Annotated in this window: 18 protein-coding genes; 9 read left to right on the forward strand and 9 right to left on the reverse strand. The window is 69.8% G+C overall.

Annotation, left to right across the window (positions count from 1 at the left end; all coding sequences use genetic code 11):
• Window positions 1–122: 122 nt before the first annotated feature.
• The 3 genes from ACRX5S_RS33740 to ACRX5S_RS33750 form a co-directional block, all read right to left on the reverse strand.
• Window positions 123–1,034, reverse strand: coding sequence for a hypothetical protein (locus tag ACRX5S_RS33740; protein ID WP_436777005.1), 912 nt, complete (start codon window positions 1,032–1,034; stop codon window positions 123–125).
• 144 nt (window positions 1,035–1,178) lie between these two features.
• A complete protein-coding gene (locus tag ACRX5S_RS33745; protein ID WP_436777006.1) occupies window positions 1,179–2,186 on the reverse strand; it encodes a hypothetical protein in 1,008 nt (335 codons plus the stop codon).
• A 1,019-nt stretch (window positions 2,187–3,205) separates the two neighbouring features.
• Window positions 3,206–3,673, reverse strand: a complete 468-nt coding sequence (locus ACRX5S_RS33750; protein ID WP_436777007.1) for a hypothetical protein — start codon at window positions 3,671–3,673, stop codon at window positions 3,206–3,208.
• Between the two features lie 222 nt (window positions 3,674–3,895).
• Between ACRX5S_RS33750 and ACRX5S_RS33755 the strand changes: the two genes are divergently transcribed.
• Window positions 3,896–4,861, forward strand: a complete 966-nt coding sequence (locus tag ACRX5S_RS33755) for an SDR family NAD(P)-dependent oxidoreductase (RefSeq protein WP_436777008.1) — start codon at window positions 3,896–3,898, stop codon at window positions 4,859–4,861.
• Window positions 4,862–4,898: 37 nt separating this feature from the next.
• Here ACRX5S_RS33755 and ACRX5S_RS33760 read toward each other — a convergent pair whose 3' ends face one another.
• The 3 genes from ACRX5S_RS33760 to ACRX5S_RS33770 form a co-directional block, all read right to left on the reverse strand.
• The gene (locus ACRX5S_RS33760; RefSeq protein ID WP_436777009.1) at window positions 4,899–5,441 is read right to left on the reverse strand and encodes an NUDIX domain-containing protein; all 543 of its coding nucleotides are present in this window, start codon (window positions 5,439–5,441) and stop codon (window positions 4,899–4,901) included.
• A gap of 280 nt (window positions 5,442–5,721) precedes the next feature.
• Window positions 5,722–7,413 carry a DUF885 domain-containing protein gene (locus ACRX5S_RS33765; RefSeq protein ID WP_436777010.1) on the reverse strand — a complete coding sequence of 564 codons (1,692 nt, stop codon included), beginning with the start codon at window positions 7,411–7,413 and terminating at the stop codon, window positions 5,722–5,724.
• 123 nt (window positions 7,414–7,536) lie between these two features.
• Window positions 7,537–8,451, reverse strand: a complete 915-nt coding sequence (locus ACRX5S_RS33770; protein WP_436777011.1) for an NAD-dependent epimerase/dehydratase family protein — start codon at window positions 8,449–8,451, stop codon at window positions 7,537–7,539.
• 177 nt (window positions 8,452–8,628) lie between these two features.
• Between ACRX5S_RS33770 and ACRX5S_RS33775 the strand changes: the two genes are divergently transcribed.
• Complete coding sequence (locus ACRX5S_RS33775) at window positions 8,629–9,576, forward strand: GlxA family transcriptional regulator (RefSeq protein ID WP_436777012.1); 948 nt, start codon at window positions 8,629–8,631, stop codon at window positions 9,574–9,576.
• A gap of 599 nt (window positions 9,577–10,175) precedes the next feature.
• On the opposite strand, the gene ACRX5S_RS33780 is transcribed toward ACRX5S_RS33775, so the two are convergent.
• Both ACRX5S_RS33780 and ACRX5S_RS33785 read right to left on the reverse strand, forming a co-directional pair.
• Window positions 10,176–11,912, reverse strand: coding sequence for an ankyrin repeat domain-containing protein (locus tag ACRX5S_RS33780; protein WP_436777013.1), 1,737 nt, complete (start codon window positions 11,910–11,912; stop codon window positions 10,176–10,178).
• Window positions 11,913–12,403: 491 nt separating this feature from the next.
• On the reverse strand, window positions 12,404–12,883 hold the full coding sequence (locus ACRX5S_RS33785; RefSeq protein WP_436777014.1) for a hypothetical protein: 480 nt from the start codon (window positions 12,881–12,883) through the stop codon (window positions 12,404–12,406).
• Between the two features lie 210 nt (window positions 12,884–13,093).
• Here ACRX5S_RS33785 and ACRX5S_RS33790 point away from each other — a divergent pair, with 210 nt between their 5' ends.
• From ACRX5S_RS33790 to ACRX5S_RS33810, 5 genes are all read left to right on the forward strand, one after another.
• Window positions 13,094–13,699: a dihydrofolate reductase family protein gene (locus tag ACRX5S_RS33790; protein ID WP_436777015.1), complete on the forward strand. Its 606-nt coding sequence runs from the start codon at window positions 13,094–13,096 to the stop codon at window positions 13,697–13,699.
• Between the two features lie 813 nt (window positions 13,700–14,512).
• Entirely contained in the window at window positions 14,513–15,052 is a 540-nt protein-coding gene (locus tag ACRX5S_RS33795) for a hypothetical protein (protein WP_436777016.1), read from the forward strand.
• 311 nt (window positions 15,053–15,363) lie between these two features.
• On the forward strand, window positions 15,364–15,840 hold the full coding sequence (locus ACRX5S_RS33800) for an SRPBCC domain-containing protein (RefSeq protein WP_436777017.1): 477 nt from the start codon (window positions 15,364–15,366) through the stop codon (window positions 15,838–15,840).
• 67 nt (window positions 15,841–15,907) lie between these two features.
• Window positions 15,908–16,264 carry an ArsR/SmtB family transcription factor gene (locus tag ACRX5S_RS33805; protein ID WP_436777018.1) on the forward strand — a complete coding sequence of 119 codons (357 nt, stop codon included), beginning with the start codon at window positions 15,908–15,910 and terminating at the stop codon, window positions 16,262–16,264.
• Window positions 16,265–16,280: 16 nt separating this feature from the next.
• Entirely contained in the window at window positions 16,281–16,802 is a 522-nt protein-coding gene (locus tag ACRX5S_RS33810) for an O-acetyl-ADP-ribose deacetylase (RefSeq protein WP_436777061.1), read from the forward strand.
• Between the two features lie 6 nt (window positions 16,803–16,808).
• On the opposite strand, the gene ACRX5S_RS33815 is transcribed toward ACRX5S_RS33810, so the two are convergent.
• Window positions 16,809–18,023, reverse strand: a complete 1,215-nt coding sequence (locus ACRX5S_RS33815; RefSeq protein ID WP_436777019.1) for a PP2C family protein-serine/threonine phosphatase — start codon at window positions 18,021–18,023, stop codon at window positions 16,809–16,811.
• A gap of 252 nt (window positions 18,024–18,275) precedes the next feature.
• Between ACRX5S_RS33815 and ACRX5S_RS33820 the strand changes: the two genes are divergently transcribed.
• Together ACRX5S_RS33820 and ACRX5S_RS33825 are read left to right on the forward strand one after the other, a co-directional pair.
• Window positions 18,276–18,728, forward strand: a complete 453-nt coding sequence (locus ACRX5S_RS33820) for a hypothetical protein (RefSeq protein ID WP_436777020.1) — start codon at window positions 18,276–18,278, stop codon at window positions 18,726–18,728.
• A 351-nt stretch (window positions 18,729–19,079) separates the two neighbouring features.
• Window positions 19,080–19,439, forward strand: coding sequence for an NADH-quinone oxidoreductase subunit A (locus ACRX5S_RS33825; RefSeq protein ID WP_358358379.1), 360 nt, complete (start codon window positions 19,080–19,082; stop codon window positions 19,437–19,439).
• Window positions 19,440–19,464 lie beyond the last annotated feature (25 nt).

A 19,464-nucleotide genomic window follows, 5' to 3' on the forward strand; every position in this document is an offset into this window, starting at 1 on the left:
ACCGTACGCGCACTGCCGCCCCACCCCATACGCTGCCGCCCGTCGTCGCTGCCGTTTCGTCGCTGCCGTTTCGTCGTGGCGCCCGGCCAACAGCCGGCGGCTCACGAGTCGTTCAACGTAGCTCAACGGCGACCCCGGGCCCGCATCGCCCGCTCGCGGGCGGCGCGTTCCGCGCGCGCGGCCTCCTCAGGCTCTCCCAATGCGCTGAGGATGGACGCGAGTACGGAGCACGTCGCGATGCTGACGGGATGCTCCGTCCCCAGCAGGTCGGCGGTGTCCATCAGCAGGTCTCGTGCCTCGTCCTCGGCAACCTCGTGGTCCCCGCTCTCGTAGAGCTCGGTGACGTGCTGGTACCGCCGCTCCAAAGCCTGTTCGGGTCGGAAGCGGGTGACCTTCGGGAGGGGCGGAACCGGCGGGACGTCCGGGCCGAGCCGCTGGTGCGGCGAAATGCCGCGCCGCAACGCTCGGTTCACCTCGATCGAACGGCGGCGGTCGGCTGGGTCGCGGCGGGCGCCGTACCGTAGGCGCAGCGCGTACCGGAGGTTGTTCATGTCGCCGGGCCAGAACCGGTGGCCGGGCGGGTACGCGGCGAGCGTCCCCTCGAAGATCTCGACGGCCCGGTCCAACAGCTCCGCATCGAGCGTCGGTTCCGCCTGGCGGAGCAGATGGATACCGACGCGGCCCCAATGCTCCGGCCCGATGAACTGGTGGTCGATCGTGACCCCTTGGCTGAGGGGTGGCCGCAACTCCTCGGGGACGGCCTCCGGTTCGTACGCACCCACGCGCGCGAACAGCAGCAATGCAGCCTCGAAGTCGTTTATCTCGTCGTTGCCTTCGAGGGCCTTGTAGCGACACCAGTGAAGCCAGGCAAGGGTGTTCAGAACGTCCAGAGAAGTCCCGCCGGTTGCCATTCCCGCCTGCCAGAGATGGCCGGCGTCGGCGAGGGTTCCCCTTCCCAGGACCGCGTCCCGATCGCCGGACTCCCGATAGCGGTTCACGCGCGACACCACGGATTCAAATGCCTGATCGAGCACCGGAGACTCCTCCCCGTTGGTCACAGCTTCAGTCTCCAGCGTGCCCCACGGCGGCGCCTTCCATCCGCCGACGGCTTCACGACGGCGATCACGGGGGCGGCTCGCCGCTGACCGCGGACCGCCCCCGTCCATCCTCAAATCACGTCAGGCCGCGGTCTCGGTGGTGACCGCGGCCGCCGTCGGCAGGGCGCCCGACCCTGATCCCGCGGCCGGTCCCGCGGCCGGTCCTACGGCCAACTCCGCGACTCCCAAAACCCCCACAGCCGAAGGATCGTCCTCCTGTCGACTGTGGAAGTACGCGCGTACGCCCGGCTCCACGACCGCCAGCCCCGCTTCCGACCACCGCAGGACCCGCCCCGGTTCGTCGACGAAGTGGGCGTCGGGCCTCAGACCGGAGAGCAGTTCGTGCCTGTCGTTGTACTGGCGTTGCACACGGGGGCCATGCTCCAGCACCTCGATATCGGCGGCGACGGCAACGGCTCCACCGTCCCCGAGCCAGGCCGCGGTACGGGCGACCCAGGCGTCCTGTTCGGCCAGCAGCTCAGGTGACCACCTGCGGGCAAGCGTGTTGCGGTGGTTGGCCAGCCAGGGGACGGAGGGCGTTGCGTACCGTACGTGGATCGCGCGCCCCAGGATCGAGTCTCCGCCGCCGACCACCGCGCGGTCGAACAGCCCCGGCCCGTCCGCGCCGAAGAGCGAACGATGCGCACCCCAGATGAGGCCCATCGCGCCGCGTTCCCCGAGGTGCAGTGCGCTCACCCTGCTCATCGACCACACTTCGGCGGTGCTTCGGTAGCGGGCAACTCCGAAGCCTTGTACGACCTTTGCCGTACCGAAGGCGGCGGTGACGGCGTCGGCCCAGTCGTGTCCCACGATGATGTCGCTGTCCGACCACACCACGTGCGTGTAGTCGGCGGGAAGGCGGCGTACCGCCAGATTGATCAGCCGTTCCTTGTGCCAGAGGTAGGGGCACTCGGCGTCCCAGAACGCGACTTGCGCGTCTTGCGGATGGCTTCCGCCGGCCCCGGTGAGGTAGACGTCGGCCGCAAGTCCGGCCGCTTTGAACGCCGCGAGAGTGCGGGCCAGTTTCCACTCGTGGGAGACGTAGCCCGCGGGGTTGAAGTATGGGATGACGACAGCGAATTTGACCATGCCGAAACCGCCCCGGATAACAGTGAGCCAACCGTGGATGCCGCGCACGCAGAAGATCGCCGAGAAGGCGAACGGAGGGCATAGACAGGCAACGTGACCTGCGAGGACTCCCGCAACCGGAGTCCCCGCGCCCCTCCATGATGACGTACGAACGCCCTTGTCCGTAAAGGGTTTGGGCGCTGGTTTGACCCCCGCTTTTGGCGGCCGGCGGAGCGTCGCCCACCGGACGGTCGATGACGCGTGCGGAGGATCGGTTTTCAGCCAGAGGCGGTGGTATGACTGGCCGAATCAGGAGCCCTGCACACGCGGGAAGCAACCCACCGCGCCGATGTAGACCGACACGTACGCGTCGTCCGCGCATATACGCCATCTGGGCCATGCTCCCGCCCGCATCAGCGCGCACAGTGGATCTCGCCGCTTCCCCCGCCCGACGGATGTCGCCGTCCCCAGCCATGCGCGACGTCCGGGAATCCGAGGCTCCGCCTTGCCCAGGTCCACCGCGCCACGCGTACGGCCGTCCCGTGCGCCACTCCTCCGCACCACCGCAGCCCTCACCTTTGCCGGACTGCTCGTCAGCGCCTGCGGCGGCGGTGGAGGGGACGACACCCCCAATACCCGCGCCGCTGCTGCCGTGGCACCCACCGTCATCAAGCCCCCGCCCCCGGCAGATCCACCCCGCGACGCCATCACCACCACAACGCGCCCGACCGACCGCTCCGACATCCGCTCCGCCGCGGCCGCCGTCGTTGACGCCGGAAGCAGGCTCATCGCCGACGGCGCTCTCGCCACCGGTGGCGTCCGCGCGCGCCTCCCGTCCCTCAGCACAGCTTCTCGTGCTTCAATTCATGCCCACTGGCGGGTGGTTGCCTCACATCGATCATCGTGATCGCCAGATCCGCGGAGTTCGCCGGCGCCGAATCGGGCAATCGACCCGGCTCTCCGGGCGGCGCTCGGTAGGTCGATGCGTCATCGAGTCACGGCGCCGGCGACTGCGTGGGCACCGCCCATAGTCGGAGTGGTCATGTTCCGGGTCTTGCCGCCGCCCGGGAGGTCGCCGGTGCGCGCGAGCTGGAGCAGCGCGAAGCGGGCGCGCGCCCGAACCGGCGTTCGTTCAGCGTGATTTCGCCGCGTCGATACGTCAGTTGGTCGGTGGCCACGTGGTACATCGCCGTCCCCGACGTATGTGCCATATGGCTGTTCGGCAGCGTTCCCAAGGCGACCACATCGAGGGGAACCCGTCCGTGCCGACGTACGCCCGCCAGCACCCCGTCGGAGAACTCGCGCAGCGACTTGCTACTCAGCGAAGTGCCTTCGTACGTCAGCCGCGTCGCACGCCCGGTCGCGTCGGCGATGCGCTGCGCCGTCGTCCGGGCGATCTCCGACGCGGACTTCGCGGCCTGAAGGGCGGCGTCCCCGACCCGGAGCGGGGACAGCGGCAGGCCGACCCAGCGCCACGCCTGGTAGCGCAGGCTCTCACGCCACGACATGGCGTGCCTCGAACGTCATGCCGCCAGCCAAGCACAGGGCGGCCGCCTGCCACGGCCGCGAGCCAGGCCGCGAACCCCCGACGCGTCGGGACCGCGCGTTCGGACCTCCGGCCGCCCCGGACGGCGCCCAACCGGCACCTGCGTGCACTCCTATTACTTGATGGAGTCTAGTATCTTGTCCGTTTCCGGGCGGCGCCCGACACGCGCATGGTGTGCCGCCGCATGGCCAGACGTACAGCCGAGGTGCACATGGACGACACACTCCGCTTCGACAACCGCGTCGCCGTCGTCACCGGCGCCGGCCGCAACCTCGGCCGCGTGTACGCCCTCGCTCTCGCTGAGCGCGGCGCCCGCGTCGTCGTCAACGACCTCGGCGTGGCGATCAGCGACACCGACGGATCCGGCGACGGGCCGTCCGAGAACCCGGCGCTCGCGGTCGTACGCGAGATCCAGGCCCTCGGCGGCGAAGCGGTCGCGAGCACCGATTCCGTCGCGACGGCCGACGGCGGCGCGGCGATCATCGACACCGCGCTCGACGCCTTCGGCCGCGTCGACATCGTGGTCAACAACGCGGGCGTCGTACGCACCGCCCCGTTCCCCGACCTCGGCACCGACCTCCTCCAACCGGTCCTCGACACGCAGATCGCGAGCGTTTTCCACGTCACCGGCCCCGCTTGGCGCCGCATGGCCGAGCAGGGCTACGGCCGGATAGTGAACGTCAGTTCAGGATCGGCGTTCTCCGGCGTCCCCGGCCTCTCCGCGTACGGCGGCGCGAAGGCCGGTGTCATCGGCCTGACCCGCCAGATGGCCGCCGAGGGCGCCGCGTGCGGCATCAAGGTCAACGTCATCGCGCCGTACGCCAAAACCCGCCCCGGTACCGGCTTCGGCCCGATCCCCCCGTCCGACGAACTCAACGCCTGGATGCGCCCCGAATACCTCACCCCCCTGGTCAACCTCCTCGCCCACGACGCATGCCCGGTCACCGGCGAGTGCTTCGCCGCGGGCGCCGGCTACGTCAGTCGCGTCGTGTGGTCCACCACCGAGGGCCTCGTCGACCGCAACATGACCACCGAGTCCCTCCTGCGCGACTGGACCCACGTCATGGACACCGACGGCATGGCCGTGGTCGGCTACAACGGCGGCGGCACGACCCACAAAATGCTCGCGGGCTTCGGCGACGGGTCGTAGCCACAAGCCACAAGCCGCACGCGGCCGATGGCGCGGCTCAGGCCGTGGGCGTGAGCAGGGCCAGGAGGCGGTCCACGAACTCGGTCTGTGCGGGGTTGAGCTTTTCGCGGGCGACGGGCGGGGTGCACCACAGGGCTCGGTCGATTTCGGGGAAGCTGCGGGTCACGCCCGAGCCGTACGGCCATTCCATCTCGAAGTGGTTGCTGACCAGGGTGGTGACGTCGAAGTCGTCCTCGACCGCCCAGGCGGTGACGAGTTTGCCGTTCCGCTGGGTCACGGAGCCGAGTTCGACGGCCTGGGCCGGGTCCACGACGGCTCCGGTTTCCTCCTGGAACTCGCGTACGGCTGCCGCCAGTGGCGCTTCGTCGGCCAGGTACTCGCCCTTGGGGATCGACCACGCCCCGGCGTCCTTCCGCGCCCAGAACGGGCCGCCGGGGTGCACGATCAGCACTTCGACGCCGAAGTCGGCCCCGAAGTCGGCCCCGGAGTCGGCCCCGGAGTCGGCCCGGGAGCCCGGGCCGGAGCCCGAGTCGGCGGTGACGCGGTAGAGGAGGATGCCGGCGCTCTTCTTGACAACCATGGTTGGGCCTCAGCTGGTCGGGTGGGCTTCCGGGGATTGGGAGCGGCATCGGGAGCGGGACCGGATTGCCGGAGCGGGACTGGCTTGCGGGAGCGGCACTGACTGGGCTTGCGGGAGCGGGACTGGATTACGTGAACGGGACTGACAGGGCTTGTGGGGAGCGGGACTGGGCTTGCCCGAGCGGGGAACGCCTCTGCCGATGTGGCGAGTTGGCCGTTCGACAGAGGCGTTCGGAGAGCGCCGCGACGCTTTCGGCTGCGACACCTGGTAGCAAGTGCCCTTACAGCGCCGAGAGTTCGTCCACCAGGTCGTCGAGGCCCAGCGAGCCCTGGGAAAGCGCCGCCATGTGCCACGCCTTCAGGTCGAACGTCTCGCCGTGCGCGCGTCGGGCGTTCTCGCGGCCCAGCAGCCACGCGCGTTCGCCCAGTTTGTAGCCGATGGCCTGGCCCGGGATCGTCAGGTAGCGGGTCAGCTCGCTCTCGATGAAGTCCGCCGGACGGCTGCTGTGCGCGCCGAAGAACTCCTGGGCCAGCTCCGGCGTCCAGCGCTCGCCGGGGTGGAACGGGCTGTCCGCCGGGATCTCCAACTCCAGGTGCATGCCGATGTCGACGATGACCCGCGTCGCCCGCATCATCTGCGCGTCGAGGTAGCCGAGGCGCTGTTCGGCGTCGGTGAGGAAGCCGAGTTCGTCCATGAGGCGTTCGGCGTACAGCGCCCAACCCTCGGCGTTGGCGCTGACCATGCCGATGGTGGCCTGGTAACGCGACAGATCGCCCGCGATGTACGTCCACTGCGCGAGCTGCAAGTGGTGCCCCGGCACGCCCTCGTGGTACCAGGTCGACACCAAGTCGTAGACGGGGAAGCTCGTTCGGCCCATCGTCGGCAGCCACGTGCGCCCCGGCCGGGTGAAGTCCTCGGACGGCGGCGTGTAGTACGGCGCGGCGGCGCCACCGGGCGGCGCGATGCAGGACTCGACCTTCCGTACCGGCTCGGCGAGTTCGAAGTGCGTGCCGTCGAGGCGTTCGATCGCCTGGTCCATCAGGCCCTGCAACCAGACCTGGATCTCGTCGACGCCCTCGATCCGCGTGCCGTGCTGGTCGAGGTGCGCCAGCGCCGCCCACGGTGTCTCGGCACCGGGCAGGACCTTCTCGGCCTCCGCACGCATCTCGCCCAGGAGGCGCCGGTATTCGGCCCAGCCGTACGCATACGCCTCGTCCAGATCGAGGTCCGTGCCGTTGAAGAAGCGCGACCAACGGGCGTACCGCTCGCGACCGACCGTGTCGGGGGAACCCGCGATCGCCGGGGCGTACACGTCGCGCATCCAGTCGCGCAGGGCCGCGACCGCGGCGGTGGCGGCGCGTCCGGCCTCGTCGAGTTCGGTGCGAAGGGAGTCCGGGCCGCCGGACGCGAAGTCCTCGAACCACCCGCGCCCGCCGCCGTCGCCCTCCGCCCACTCGCCGAGCTGGGTGATGCAGGTCGCGGTCGGGCGTGGGCTCGCGTACAACTTGCGCTCCAGCCCGAGCTCAAGCGACTCCTGATAGCCCGCCAGCGCCCCCGGGACCGCCCGCAGGCGCTCGGCGATCGCCGCCCAGTCGTCGTCGGTCTGCGCGGGCGTGACCGTGAACACCTCGCGCACGCTGTGCAGCGGCGTGGCCAGGTTGCCGACAGTACGCAGCCCCTCGTCGGCATCGTGGACCGCCAGCTCCGCGGTCAGCCGCTCGCGCAGCAGCCGCGCGCAGCGCCGCTCGGCGTCGGTGTCCGCACCGGGTCGCCGCTCGGCCTCGGCGAGTTTGGCGAGCGTGGCCCGCGCAAGCTCCGCGCGGGCTTCCTGACCTGCGGGGGAGAGGTCGGGCAGCTTTCCGGAACTCTCCGGGACACCGAGGTAGGTCCCGGTGATCGGGTCGAGAGCGATGAGCTCGTCGACGTAGGCGTCGGCAACCTGACGGGGCAAAGGGGAGCTGTTGTCGGACATCCGCCCATCCTCATACGCGGGCCCGGGTTCCGTCACGCAGGTTCCGGGGCGGGCGCGCGGGCGAGTCGGCGGTTTGGGGGCGGTGGTATACGGCCGGCGGCCCCGCCCCCACCCGTCCCCGCCTCACCTCTTAGAGGCCATCTCCCGCAGCACATCCCCCAGCGCGGTCGCTTTGACCCCGAGAACGGACTCCGTCTCCGACGCGTCCAGTACGCAGTCCCGATCGCCGAGGTACCGCATCTCGGCGATCTCGGCCATCACCGAGTCCTCGGCCGCGAGTTGGGCCAGCACGTCCGATCCCATCGCGGCAATCTCCGGAGCGGGCGCGCCCGCGGCCTCGGCGAACCGTACGCTCAGCTCCCGCACCGACGCCTCCGACACAGACGGCACGAACCATGCGCGTCCCCACACCACGTCGCTGTCGGCGGCGGCGACGAGCGTACGGGCGACGTCGTCGATGTACGTCCAACTGTGCGCGGCGTCGAGGTCCGTCGGGTACACGGCCGCTTCCCCCGCGAGGATCTGCGGCGCGACCATCAGGGTGAACAGCGATTGCGCCTGCGCACCGAGGTAGTCGCTCGCGCGGATCTCGGTGACCCGTACGCGCCCCTCCTCGTGGGCGGCGAGCGCCTGGTGCCACATGTCCGCGCGTACCCGACCCTTGTCGGCCGTCGGCGCCATCGGATGATCCGGGCGCAGCGGTCCCTCGAACGGGCCGTAGCCGTAGACGTTGCCGAGCATGACGTAGTCGGTCCCGGTGCGTTCGGCGGCGGTGAGCAACGACGTTGCCAGCGGGGGGAATTCCTCACGCCAGCGGTCGTACGCGGGTGCCGCGCAGTTGTAGAGCGTCCGCGCGCCCGTGAGCAGTTCGGTGAGCCGGTCGGCGTCGTTGACGTCGGCGGCGACGCGCTCGATCAGCGGGTGCTCGGGACCGCGCCCGCTGCGGCTGACGAGGCGGACGCGTTCCCCGGCGTCCGCGAGCAGGCGTGCCGTGGCGATACCGGCGGCTCCGGCTCCGATGATGACATGCAGGGACATGGCGGATCTCCTCAAGTGGCTCGACAATGGCTCGACACGTACGACCGCGGGCGGCCGGCCGCGGAAGAACCAGGGCAATGCGCGGGTTCCGGATACGTGTCGGGTACGCGTCCACTCTCGCCTCGGGTTGAGCCGTGGGGGAGCGGCGGAAATGCCAATCAACCGGAGGTTCTGGCCATGCACCGAATAGCCGTCGTGGCCGTGCCGCCGGTGATCGCTTTCGACCTGTCCATCCCCGGGACGGTCTTCGGCGCGGCGATCGTGGACGGCGGGCCGGGCTACGACGTACGCCTCTGCACCGCGGAACCCGGCATCATCCGCGGCTTCATCGGCGCCGACGTGGTGGTTCGCGACGGCCTCGACGTCATCGCGGACGCCGACACCGTCATCGTCACCGGCACCGGAAACCGCCACGACAGCGACCCGCGCGTCCTGGCCGCCCTCCGTGCCGCGGCGGGCGAGGGCAAGCGGATCGCGTCCATCTGCACCGGAGCGTTCGTCCTGGCCCAGGCCGGCCTCCTCGACGGACGCGCGGCGACGACCTACTGGGCGATGTCGGACGAGTTCGCGAACCGCTTCCCGCAGATCGAACTGCGCCCGGACGTCCTGTTCGTGGACGAGGGCCAGGTCCTCACCTCGGCGGGTCTGACCGCCGGGATCGACCTCTGCCTCCACATTGTCCGCAACGATTACGGCGCAACGGTCGCCACGCACGCGGCACGCCAGGTCGTCGCCTCCCCCATCCGCCCCGGCGACCAGGCCCAAGTCCTCGAAACGCCACTCCCACCCGAAGGCGCCACGACCCTCGCCCCCACCCGCGCCTGGGCCCTCGAACACCTCCACCGCCCGGTCTCCCTCGCCGACCTCGCCACCCACGCCGGCACCAGCATCCGCACCCTCACCCGCCGCTTCCACGCCGAAACCGGCCTCAGCCCCGCGAAGTGGCTCCTCCACCAACGCCTCGACCGAGCCCGCCAAATCCTCGAAACCACCGACCTCCCCATAGACCAGGTAGCCGAACAAAGCGGCCTGGGCACCGCCGACTCCCTCCGTCAACACATGGTCAGAAGAGTCGGCCTAACCCCCACCGCCTACCGAGCCGCCTACGCAGCCACGGCTCTGTAGGAGGCCCACCCAACCCCGCGTACGCGGGGAGCAGGGGGTGCGTCGTCACGCGTACTCTTCCCTGAGGACCACCCCCGCGTGCGCGGGGAGCAGCCTCGGGACCGGGGCGTACGCCCTTGACCTTCTCTGCACCAACAGGCGATCGGCGGTCGCCTCATGAACGACACCTTGACGGAACCCGCGGTCCGGCTCCACGACGGCGTTGACATGTCGTTCGAGGACGTTCGGGGACCGTGTGGCGGTGCTCGCAGTCGGCCACAACCTGGCGGACCACATGTTCGGTCAGACCGAACCCCCAGGCTGCTGCAAAGGCGGCGCCCTCGGCGCCTTGAGCCCCGTGTCAGCGATGGCTGGCTTTGCCCATGAGAACCGAGACGGCTCGTTCGCGGGTTCTGCTGCGGTGGACACCGTGGCCGGGCCCGGAGTGTTCACGAGATTTGGGAACACCGGAAGCTGATCCTTCAGCGCTGATCCGTGCACCGAACGACAATGGCCCTATCTGACGCAGTGTCAGGCCTCGGGGAGGGCAGGGGCGCGGCGCACGGACACGGTGGCTGCCGGCGGGGGCTCACCCGTCCTGATTCGCGTGCGGATCGCGGTCACCCCGATTGCCACAGGAATGCCACCTGGTCGCGGTGCGCGGGGCACTGCACGATGTAGCCGGCGCCGTGGTCGCCCCACGTGTGGGGGACGCCGCGCCGCGAGTCGATCTGGAACACCGGGCGCGTCATGCGCTGGTCGCCGAGCGGGCAGTGCGGGTACTCGGCGTCCTGCACCCAGTTCGGCCAGCCGCCCAGCTTGTCGCCCTGCCGGTTGAGCCCGAACACGACGGCGCGCTCCTCGGGGAGCAGGTCGGACTCGTCGGCCTCGCGGTACGGGTAGTCTCGGGCCCCGCGCGCCCAGCCGGTGATCGGACGCTCCGGGAACGGCACCGCGCCCTCGGAGGGCAGGATGGTGGGCGGCGGCGTCGGCCGGCCGACCTCGGCAGGCCCGACGATTCGTACCAGGTGCCCGCGGGAGAAGGCCCGGGACGGGTTGCAGCCGGTGCAGTGGAACAACTGAAGCAACCCGGTGCCCAGTTCGTCCCGCGCCTGCCGGGGCACCGCCGCGAGGTCGAGCTGCACGAAGAACGCCAGCGGCGCCGCGCACTCTCCGCACAGCGGCCATGCCTCACCCTCGCCCAGCCACGGCAGGCCACCGAACCGCGAGCCTCCCAGGGCCCGTTCCCCGTCCGCGGGGCCCAGGACCGGGCTCCACGCGAGCCGGGCGGTGGGCGCCAGCTTGGCCTTCGCCGCCCGGATGATCTGCTGCGGCGTACGCGCGCTCGCCCCCGCCGCGCGCAGCAGTTGCACGATCTCGCTCAGGCCGCCCCGCTCGCGAGCCACCGCCAACGCATTGCGGCCGTCCTCGTCGCGGGCACCCACGTCGGCCCCCGCCGCGAGTAGGTCACGGACCATCAGTACACGCCCGCGTTCGGCGGCCAGCACCAGCGGCGGCCTGCGGTAGTAGTTGGCGGGCGCGTCCACGTCGACCCCGGCCGCGATCAAATAGGGCACCACCTGCGGCGCGTCGAATGCGATCGCCTGGCCCAGCGCCAAGCCCAGGTCGTCGGAGCCGACCCCGCCGCCCTCCAGGATCGCCACCGCGACCTCGACCTGCCGCTCCTGCACCGCGACGACCAGCGCGCGCCCCACAGCCGCCGCGTCCTGCTCCGGCAGCAACTCCTGTACCCGCGCGACGAATCCCCGCTTTGCCGCCTGGAGGAAGTCGGCCTCCTCGGGCGCGAAGACCCGTGCGCCCCGTGCGCGCAGCAGCGCCGCCACCGCCTCGCCGCCGGGTTCCGCCACGGCGACGTCGAGCGGGCGGGTCAGCGCGTCGGTCAGCACGTTGGGGTCCGCACCGCCGTCCAGCAGCGCCGCCACCACGTCGTACGCGCCGGCGCGGACGGCCGCGACCAGCGCGAGTCGGCAGCCGTCCGGACTCCCATAGTCGTCCGTCCGCATGTCCGGGTCCGCGTCGGCGTCCAGCAGCAGTCGCACCGTCTCCGCGTCACCAACCGCAGCCGCGGCCCATAGCGCGAACTCGTCCCGCTCGGCCCCCGGCTGCGCTCCGGCGGCCAGGAGCATACGGACGTACTCCACGTGCCCGCGGCGCCCGGCCGCCTGCGCCAGCGCGACGTCGAGATGCCACTGCGACGGCTCGTGCCGCAGTACGAACTCCAGGACGTCCAGCCGGTTGCCCTGCGCGGCGGACTGCACTTCCATCCCGGCCCGATCCGGCTCCTCCCGCAGGATCGCCGCCAGTTCACCGCTGTCGAACAACCTCTCCGCGTGCATGCGCGTCACCGTAGCCGCAGGCCCCGTCCGCGCATCGCGCGCTATCCCGAAACCGCAGGCGGTTCAGGCGACTTGCCTCGGCACGCCCGTCCGGACTCCCTCCCGGCGACCGGCCGCGCGGAGTGATTGATCACGTAGATCCTGTCGTCCGCGCCCGACACCCTGACCGACACCGTGTCACCTCCTGGAATGGCCGCCGCGACGCGCAACTACTGGACTGGGGACCAACCCCGCGTGCGCGGGGAGCAGTCTTCGTGGCTTGCGGATTTCCTGTGGCTGGCGTAGGGAATTTACCAACCTTGCGGAGACCGGCATCTCAGGCACAACCGCCTTGCTCCGACGTATTTGCCAAAGCTGCGGCGTTCTGCGGCCTTTATCCGAGGCTGACTTCGGCCACCTTGGAATGACATGTCCGGTGCTGGTAGCGGTGACCGCCACGACGACGACCAAGTCCGCGCCGGGCATCAGGCGTTGCGTGGTCTGCGGATGCGCTAGTCGGTGTGAACGACGGCAGGGAGGCCCACGGCGTCGCAGAGGTGGTTCAGCCACCCGTGGGCGAAGGCGTCCTCGATCTTTGCGGGGTCGGCGGTGAGGCCGGCCTCGGCGGCCCAGGAGATGGCTCCAGCGACGGCGTTCTCGCGGCGGTAGCCGGTGGGAAGTGCTTCGGGATAGTCGCTGAGGACGCATTTCTCGGTGAAGACGCCGTCCCAGTACATGCCGGAGGGCGCGGCGGCTTCGCCGATCGCGCAATCGTCGTCCATCACGTAGAAGGCCATGGCGGGGGCGCCGGTCGCGTCGACCACGGCGGCGATGTCGGCGACGTCGTGGTCGTAGCTCGAATACATCCAGATCTCCCGCCAGGCGCCCCTGGCGTAGTTCTCAAGGACCCCTTTGCCGAAAGCGGCGACGGCCGGATGTTCGGCGAGTGTGTGGTCGCCTTTGGCGACGACGATGTAGCCCCAGTAGCCCATGGCGGGAACGTAGCGCCGTGAGGTGACAGCGGCTCGGCGACGCGGGGGACAGACGATTAGTCAGTGTCACCCGGGCTCGGCTCCACAAGCAGAACGCCGAGGTCGCGCCCCAGGGATACCACCGCCTGCGCCGCAATTCTGCGCCCCAGAAGTGTCGCCGATGAGTTTCCGGCGGTTGTGCGGTCTACCCCTTAACGAAGGGAGCACACCATGCGCAAGATCATCGTTTGTACGTTCCTGACCCTCGACGGCGTGATGCAGGCGCCGGGCGGTCCGGACGAGGACACGGGGAGCGGCTTCGAGCACGGCGGCTGGCAGAAGCCCGTGGACGACGACGAGGTCGGCGCTGCCGTCGCCGGTTGGTACGAGGACTTCGACGCGATGCTGCTCGGCCGGAAGACGTACGAGATCTTCGCGTCGTACTGGCCGACCGCGGATCCCGACAACCCGTTCACCGCGCGGATGAACGGCATGTCCAAGTACGTGGCGTCCCGGACCCTGACGTCAGTCGCGTGGCAGAACTCCACGCTGCTGGAGGGCGACGTCGTTGATGCCGTACGTACGCTCAAGGCATCCGACGGCGGCAACGTCAGCGTTGTCGGCAGCGGCGACCTCGCCCAGACCCTCATGCGGCACGACCTCGTCGACGAATACCGGCTGACCATCCACCCGGTGATCATCGGTACCGGCAAGCGGCTGTTCGCCGACGGCGCGATCCCCACGGCGCTGGAGCCGATCAGCGTCACGACCACGAAGGGCGGCACAGTCGTCGGTGCCTATCGGCCGAACGGCAAGCCCAGCTACGACAGTTACTGAGGTCGCGCGACGCGGAACCCGCCGATGACATCGGCGGAGATTCCGTCGGCCGGCAGTACTCCGGAGGGTCGCGCCGGCGGGCTTCCGGGGGAGATGCAGAGACGGCTGCACCCTGCATGCGCCCCGGACGCCCGGTACTCCGGCGGCCGAAGGTTGCCTCGGGCTCAAGCCCCAGGCTGTGGCGGATTCGGAGGCATCGGCGGGTTTTTGTCTGGATTGGTCGGGGCGCGTTCCGGCCGACCCGGAGGCCGATTGCTGCCGGGCCGCCTGCGGGACGGCTCGCCCAGTTCGCGATTCACGAGACGAGGCTATTGAAGGCAGCCGCACGAGACGACCTTCTTGCCGGAATAACAACCGTGTGGTTTCCATGAACCAGCCCGGAGCGTACCAACGTTCGAGCGCGCCTTCGCCCCGCCTGCGCGGGGCGCAGCCCGCAGCGTGCCGCGGCGTCGACCCCGAGGTGGGCCCTCGCCCCGCCTGCGCGGGGCGCAGTCTTTGTGAACTGCGGGGTCACGAGTCAGGCGGGTAGGTTCCTATCAGCTTCTGTGGGTCTGGCATTTCGGTCATCTGCTCGGCTTCTTGGCGCATTGGGTCACTGTGCGGCGGTCGTAGGTCGGGCAATCGGGCTTGTGCCGGGCTGACTTGGTGGGCGGCCGAAGGTTGGGTAGCCGCTTACGGGCGTGGATCTTGCCTTGGTGCCGCGGGTTGTTGGTCGGCGTGGAGTGGCTTGGCCTTCTGTGTGTCCTGATCGCGCGAGCGGTGTCGTTCGGGGTTGGTTCACTGCGGCGACTGCGGCCACGACCTTGGAGAGACATGGGCATCCTCACTGATTTTCTGCGGGCTTCTGACACCGCGCTGGTCGTGAAGGCGATGGACGAGGAGTACCGCCAGAACTTGTTCGAGCAGGGCCTGCTGGAGGACGACGAGGAGGGCGAAGGGCTTCGTGCGGTCGACAAGACCGACGCCACGGGGATGCACGAGCTCGGCGTCTTTCCCGAGTTGATCGCGGCGATCAAGGGCGTGCCGGTGGCCGATGATCTGGTCAAGAGCGACGTCGTGTGGCCGTACGGGCCGCAGCCCGATCTTGATGAGCCGACGGACGGCGAGGGTCCCGAATCGCCGTGGACTTCGGGGCCGTGGGTGACTCAGTTCGACGTGGACGTGCGGGACGCGTTGGCGAGTGTGCGGGACGAGGACGTCGCGGCGGTGGCCGCCCGCTGGGGTGACACCGACGTCATGCGTGAGTTCGGCGCCACCGCGGACGTATTGCGGGACATCGTCGCCAGGTTGGCGAGCTTTGCGAAGGAAGCCGAGGCCGAGGGCGAGCAACTGTATTGCTGGGTCTGTCTCTGACCTGTGCAGGTGGCTGCGGAGGCCTCGGCGGGAGCGGCGGGTTCTTGTCCGGCGTCGTGGGCGCGTGGTCAGGTCGGCCTGGTGGCGGGTTGCCGCCGGGGCCGCGAGGTGGTTTCCCTGGTGCGCGGTTCACAGATATGAGGCTAGGAGCTTCCCCGCGTGGACGAGGGAAGAAGGCGAAGTCAGCTGATTCATTCCGGTTCAAGCAACCCAAAGACAACCTCGTGCAACCTTGGGGTTGCGTAAATGGAAATCGACGTGCAACCTGGAGGTGGCAGGTTTGATGATGTGAGCACGTGAGGAGAGCCACCATGGCTGCACAAGTTCAGGACACGATCGAGCGGGACGTGTTGATCGCCGCCCCGCCCCAGCGCGTATGGGACGTGATCACCGAGACCCGGCACATGGGCACCTGGTTCGGGATGCCCGAGCCGACCTCGGCCGACTTCCGGCCCGGCGGGTGGGTCGTCTTCGATCACGAGGAGTTCGGCGAGATCCCCGTCCTCATCGAGGAGATCGACGCCCCGCGCCGCTTCTCCTACTGGTGGGCCCTGGTGAGCGCCGGCAAGGGCACGCGCCCCACGGACGGCAACCGGACGCTCGTCACCTTCACCCTCTCCGAAGAGGGTGACGCGACGCGCCTTCGCGTCGTGGAGAGCGGCATCACCGCCGTGCGGGCCGACGACGCGGAAGTTGAGGCCCGGTTCAAGGACAACACCGAGGGTTGGACGATCGTCACCGAGGACCTGCGCAAGCGGGTCGAAGAAGTGCTCTCGGACGCTGGCTGAACCCCGCACCGAGCAGTACTGGATGATTTGGGCCCGTCGGACGTTGGCGGCACGGGGAGGTGGCGGGGTGGACAGAGACATAGAGGCGGACGCACGCGTCGAGGACGTGTTCACCGGCCTCGCCGACCCCACCCGCCGCCGCATCCTCGAACTGCTCGCGCAAAAAGGCATGGGTACGGCCACCTCCCTCGCCGCCGAGCTGCCGGTCACCCGGCAGGCCGTGGTGAAGCACCTGGCGGTCCTGAACCGCGCCGGGCTGGTCCGCGGCGAGGCGGTCGGGCGCGAGGTGCGGTTCCGGGTCGAGTCCGAGCCGCTCGCCGCCGCCGCGCGGTGGATGAACCTCCGGGCGGCGGAGTGGGACCGGCGGCTCGCGGTGATCAAGGAAATCGCGGAGGCGCCGGAGGACGAGTCGGACGTACGGTGACCTCATGACCACGCGAATCACACGAATCACCCTGCGGCAGGGCGACATCGCCAGCGAGTCCGTCGACGCGATCGTCAACGCGGCGAACTCGTCGCTCCTGGGCGGCGGCGGGGTCGACGGCGCGATCCACCGCAAGGGCGGCCCGCAGATCCTGGACGCCTGCCGCGACCTGCGAGCCTCGCACTACGGGGGTGGCCTGCCCACCGGCCAGGCCGTCGCGACCACGGCCGGTCGGCTGGACGCACGATGGGTGATCCACACGGTCGGCCCGGTGTGGTCGCGGAGCGACGACCGCTCCGAACTGCTCGCCTCCTGCTACCGCGAATCGCTGCGCGTGGCAGACGAGTTGGGTGCCCGCACCGTCGCCTTCCCGGCGGTGTCCGCAGGGGCGTACGGCTGGCCGACCGGCGATGCGGCGCGGATCGCGCTCGGCACGGTGCGTGCCACCGAGACAGCCGTCGAAGAGGTGCGCTTCGTGCTCTTCGGGGCCGAGGTGTTCGGCGTCTTCGAGGCGGAGTTGGCGAAGCAGGAACGCTGAACGCCCCTACCGACGCGCGGCGGAAGCCATCGGGCAAGCGGCGAGCGCGCACATGTCGCAGCTCGGGGCGTAGCGCGGCCCGAGGCCGACATCGGCACACGGCGCGGTGTCGTTTCGAGGCTCGGTCCACGACTCGTTCAGCGACTCGGTCTCGTTCGACCGCACGTCACCGCGGTATTCCAGCAGCATCAGCGCGGAGTCGTCATGGACTTCATGTCCCGCGAACTCCTCAGCATCCCGCCGCAGTTCGGCCAGCGAAGCATCCAGGTCCGCCCCGCGCAGGAGCGGCGTTCGAGCGGACAGCGGGTAGAACTTCCCGTCCTCCCCCCGCACTTCGGCGATTCCGTCCGTATAGAAGAGGACACGGTCGCCGCGCTCCAGCCGCGTTCGGTGTACGCCCGGCCCAGCGCCTCCGAGCCACTCCAGCCCCAACGGACGCCCGGGGTCACGGGGTTCGGCCGGCGCCTCGCGCCCGGACGCGCGAACGACCACCGGATCCGGGTGCCCGAAGTTCAGCAGCGTGAGCGAGCCGTCGTCCGCGAGTTCGGCGGCAACGGCGGTGACGAACTGCTCGTCCTGCGGCCGCCGTTGCAGCGCGCACGCGATCTTGGTGGTCACCCCGCGAAGCTCGGACGCGTCCGGTGCGCTCTCACGGAACGCCGACAGCACGGTCGACGCCGTGCGCACCGCGTCGAGCCCCTTCCCCTGGACGTCCCCCACAATGACGCGGACCCCGCCCGCGACGGGCACCGCCTCGTAGAAGTCGCCGCCGATCTCGGCGTCGTCGGCCGCGGAGACGTAGGACACGGCGATGTCCGCCGGACCGGTGTCCTCCGGCGGCGGTGACAGGATCACGCTCTGCGCCACGGCCGCCACCTGCCGTACGTCCGCCAACCGGCGCTCCTGGCGCAGCCGCGCCCGCGCGGCGGTCGCGGACGCGACGGTCACCGCGGCGACGGCGGCCAGCGCGACGACCATCCGCTGAGTGCCGACGGAGGACGTGAACAGCGCCGACAGGACGGACAGCACTCCCGACAGCAGGCCGATAACGCATACGTGCCGTACCGACCCCCGCGCGGCGGCGAAGGCCGGCCCGACCGCGTACAGCGCGGGCAGTCCCACGTGCGACCCGAGCGCGGCGTCGGTCAGTGCGACGGCCAGCACGAGCGCGACGTTCTGCCATTCGGCGCGGTTGAGGGGCAGGGGACGGTGAAGACGCATGTTCTCCTACGCAGGCGGGTGTTCTCCTATGTGGGCAGGACGGCCCGAGCGCACCTGACAGGGCCTCGGCAAGATCGGCCGCCGGGACGAACGGGCTGCTCGGGGCGAGTATCCAGCCACCAAGACGCCGGGACGTTCCACCCCCGAAGCTACCGACCGCCTTCGTGGGCCGGCAGGGTCTCTGTACCTGTCTTGAGGCACGCATCCCCGGGACCTTCGTCCCGTTTGCCGGCACCGCACCGGTCTCGCTCCATGGCCCGCCGACGCGCCCACCGCATCGGCGTCGACCGCACCCACCGCGCTCCACCGCACCGCACCCACAGCACGAACGACAGCGGTACCGACAGCACCCACGACATCGGCACCGACAGCACCCTCCACACCGACCATGGCGTGAACACTCCGGAAGACGAGACACTGGTCGCCGAGATCCCGCGCCGCGGGGTCACCCTGATGACGAGCGACGCGACCAGCACGCGGCATCGCCATCGCGCCGTCCGAACTCGCCATCCGAACTCGCCATCCGAACTCGCCGTCCGAACTCGCCATCCGAACTGGCTGTCCGAACTGGCCCTGATCCGATACGAGTTGGACCAGTCCTCGCCCCCGAACGGAGAACCCCCGGGCCCGGCCGCCCGGGGGTTCTCCTTTGCCCGCGGCCTTCCCGCAACCAGGGCAACTCCCGCGCCGCAGCCACCCCACTGATCAACTGAGGGTCCCCTAACACGCCCCCCTTTTCCGATCAAATTTGATGATCTGCAAAATCGCCTGATATAGGTCCCGTTCCGGATGACCATCCAGTGCGTTGCTTCCCGTCGCATCCCTAGCGCAGAGTGTCCGAAACTGTGCGGTACGTCGAATCAAGACCGCGGCCAATCGTTTCTGATCGATCATCAGGTGTTGAAGATCACATCATGATCGAACTCAACCCGTGTCGCAGATCACATCGGAAGAGGCGTAGGATCGGCGCCGTTCCGGGTGCTTGTGAACCTGGTCACATGCTCACAAGCGGGTGGTTGTGACCGGGCCAGATGGACGGAAGGGAGCAGTGCGGCCATGAACCTGTACGCGCCGATCCTCGTGCTCGGCGGCATCGCGGCGGCGTTCGGCATCGTCTCCCTCGTCGCCGGCGCGCTGACCGGGCCCAAGCGGTACAACCGGGCCAAGTTGGAGGCGTACGAGTGCGGTATCGAGCCGACACCGCAGCCCATCGGCGGCGGGCGCTTCCCGGTGAAGTACTACCTGACGGCGATGCTCTTCATCATCTTCGACATCGAGATCGTCTTCCTCTATCCGTGGGCGGTGTACTTCGACGCCCTCGGCATCTTCGGTCTCATCGAGATGGCGCTGTTCATCCTCACCGTGTTCGTCGCGTACGCGTATCTCTGGCGCCGCGGCGGCCTCGAATGGGACTGACGGCCGGGCACAGGGACCGATCGAC

It is taken from the genome of Yinghuangia sp. YIM S09857 (assembly GCF_051388915.1).
Lineage (GTDB): Bacteria > Actinomycetota > Actinomycetes > Streptomycetales > Streptomycetaceae > Yinghuangia.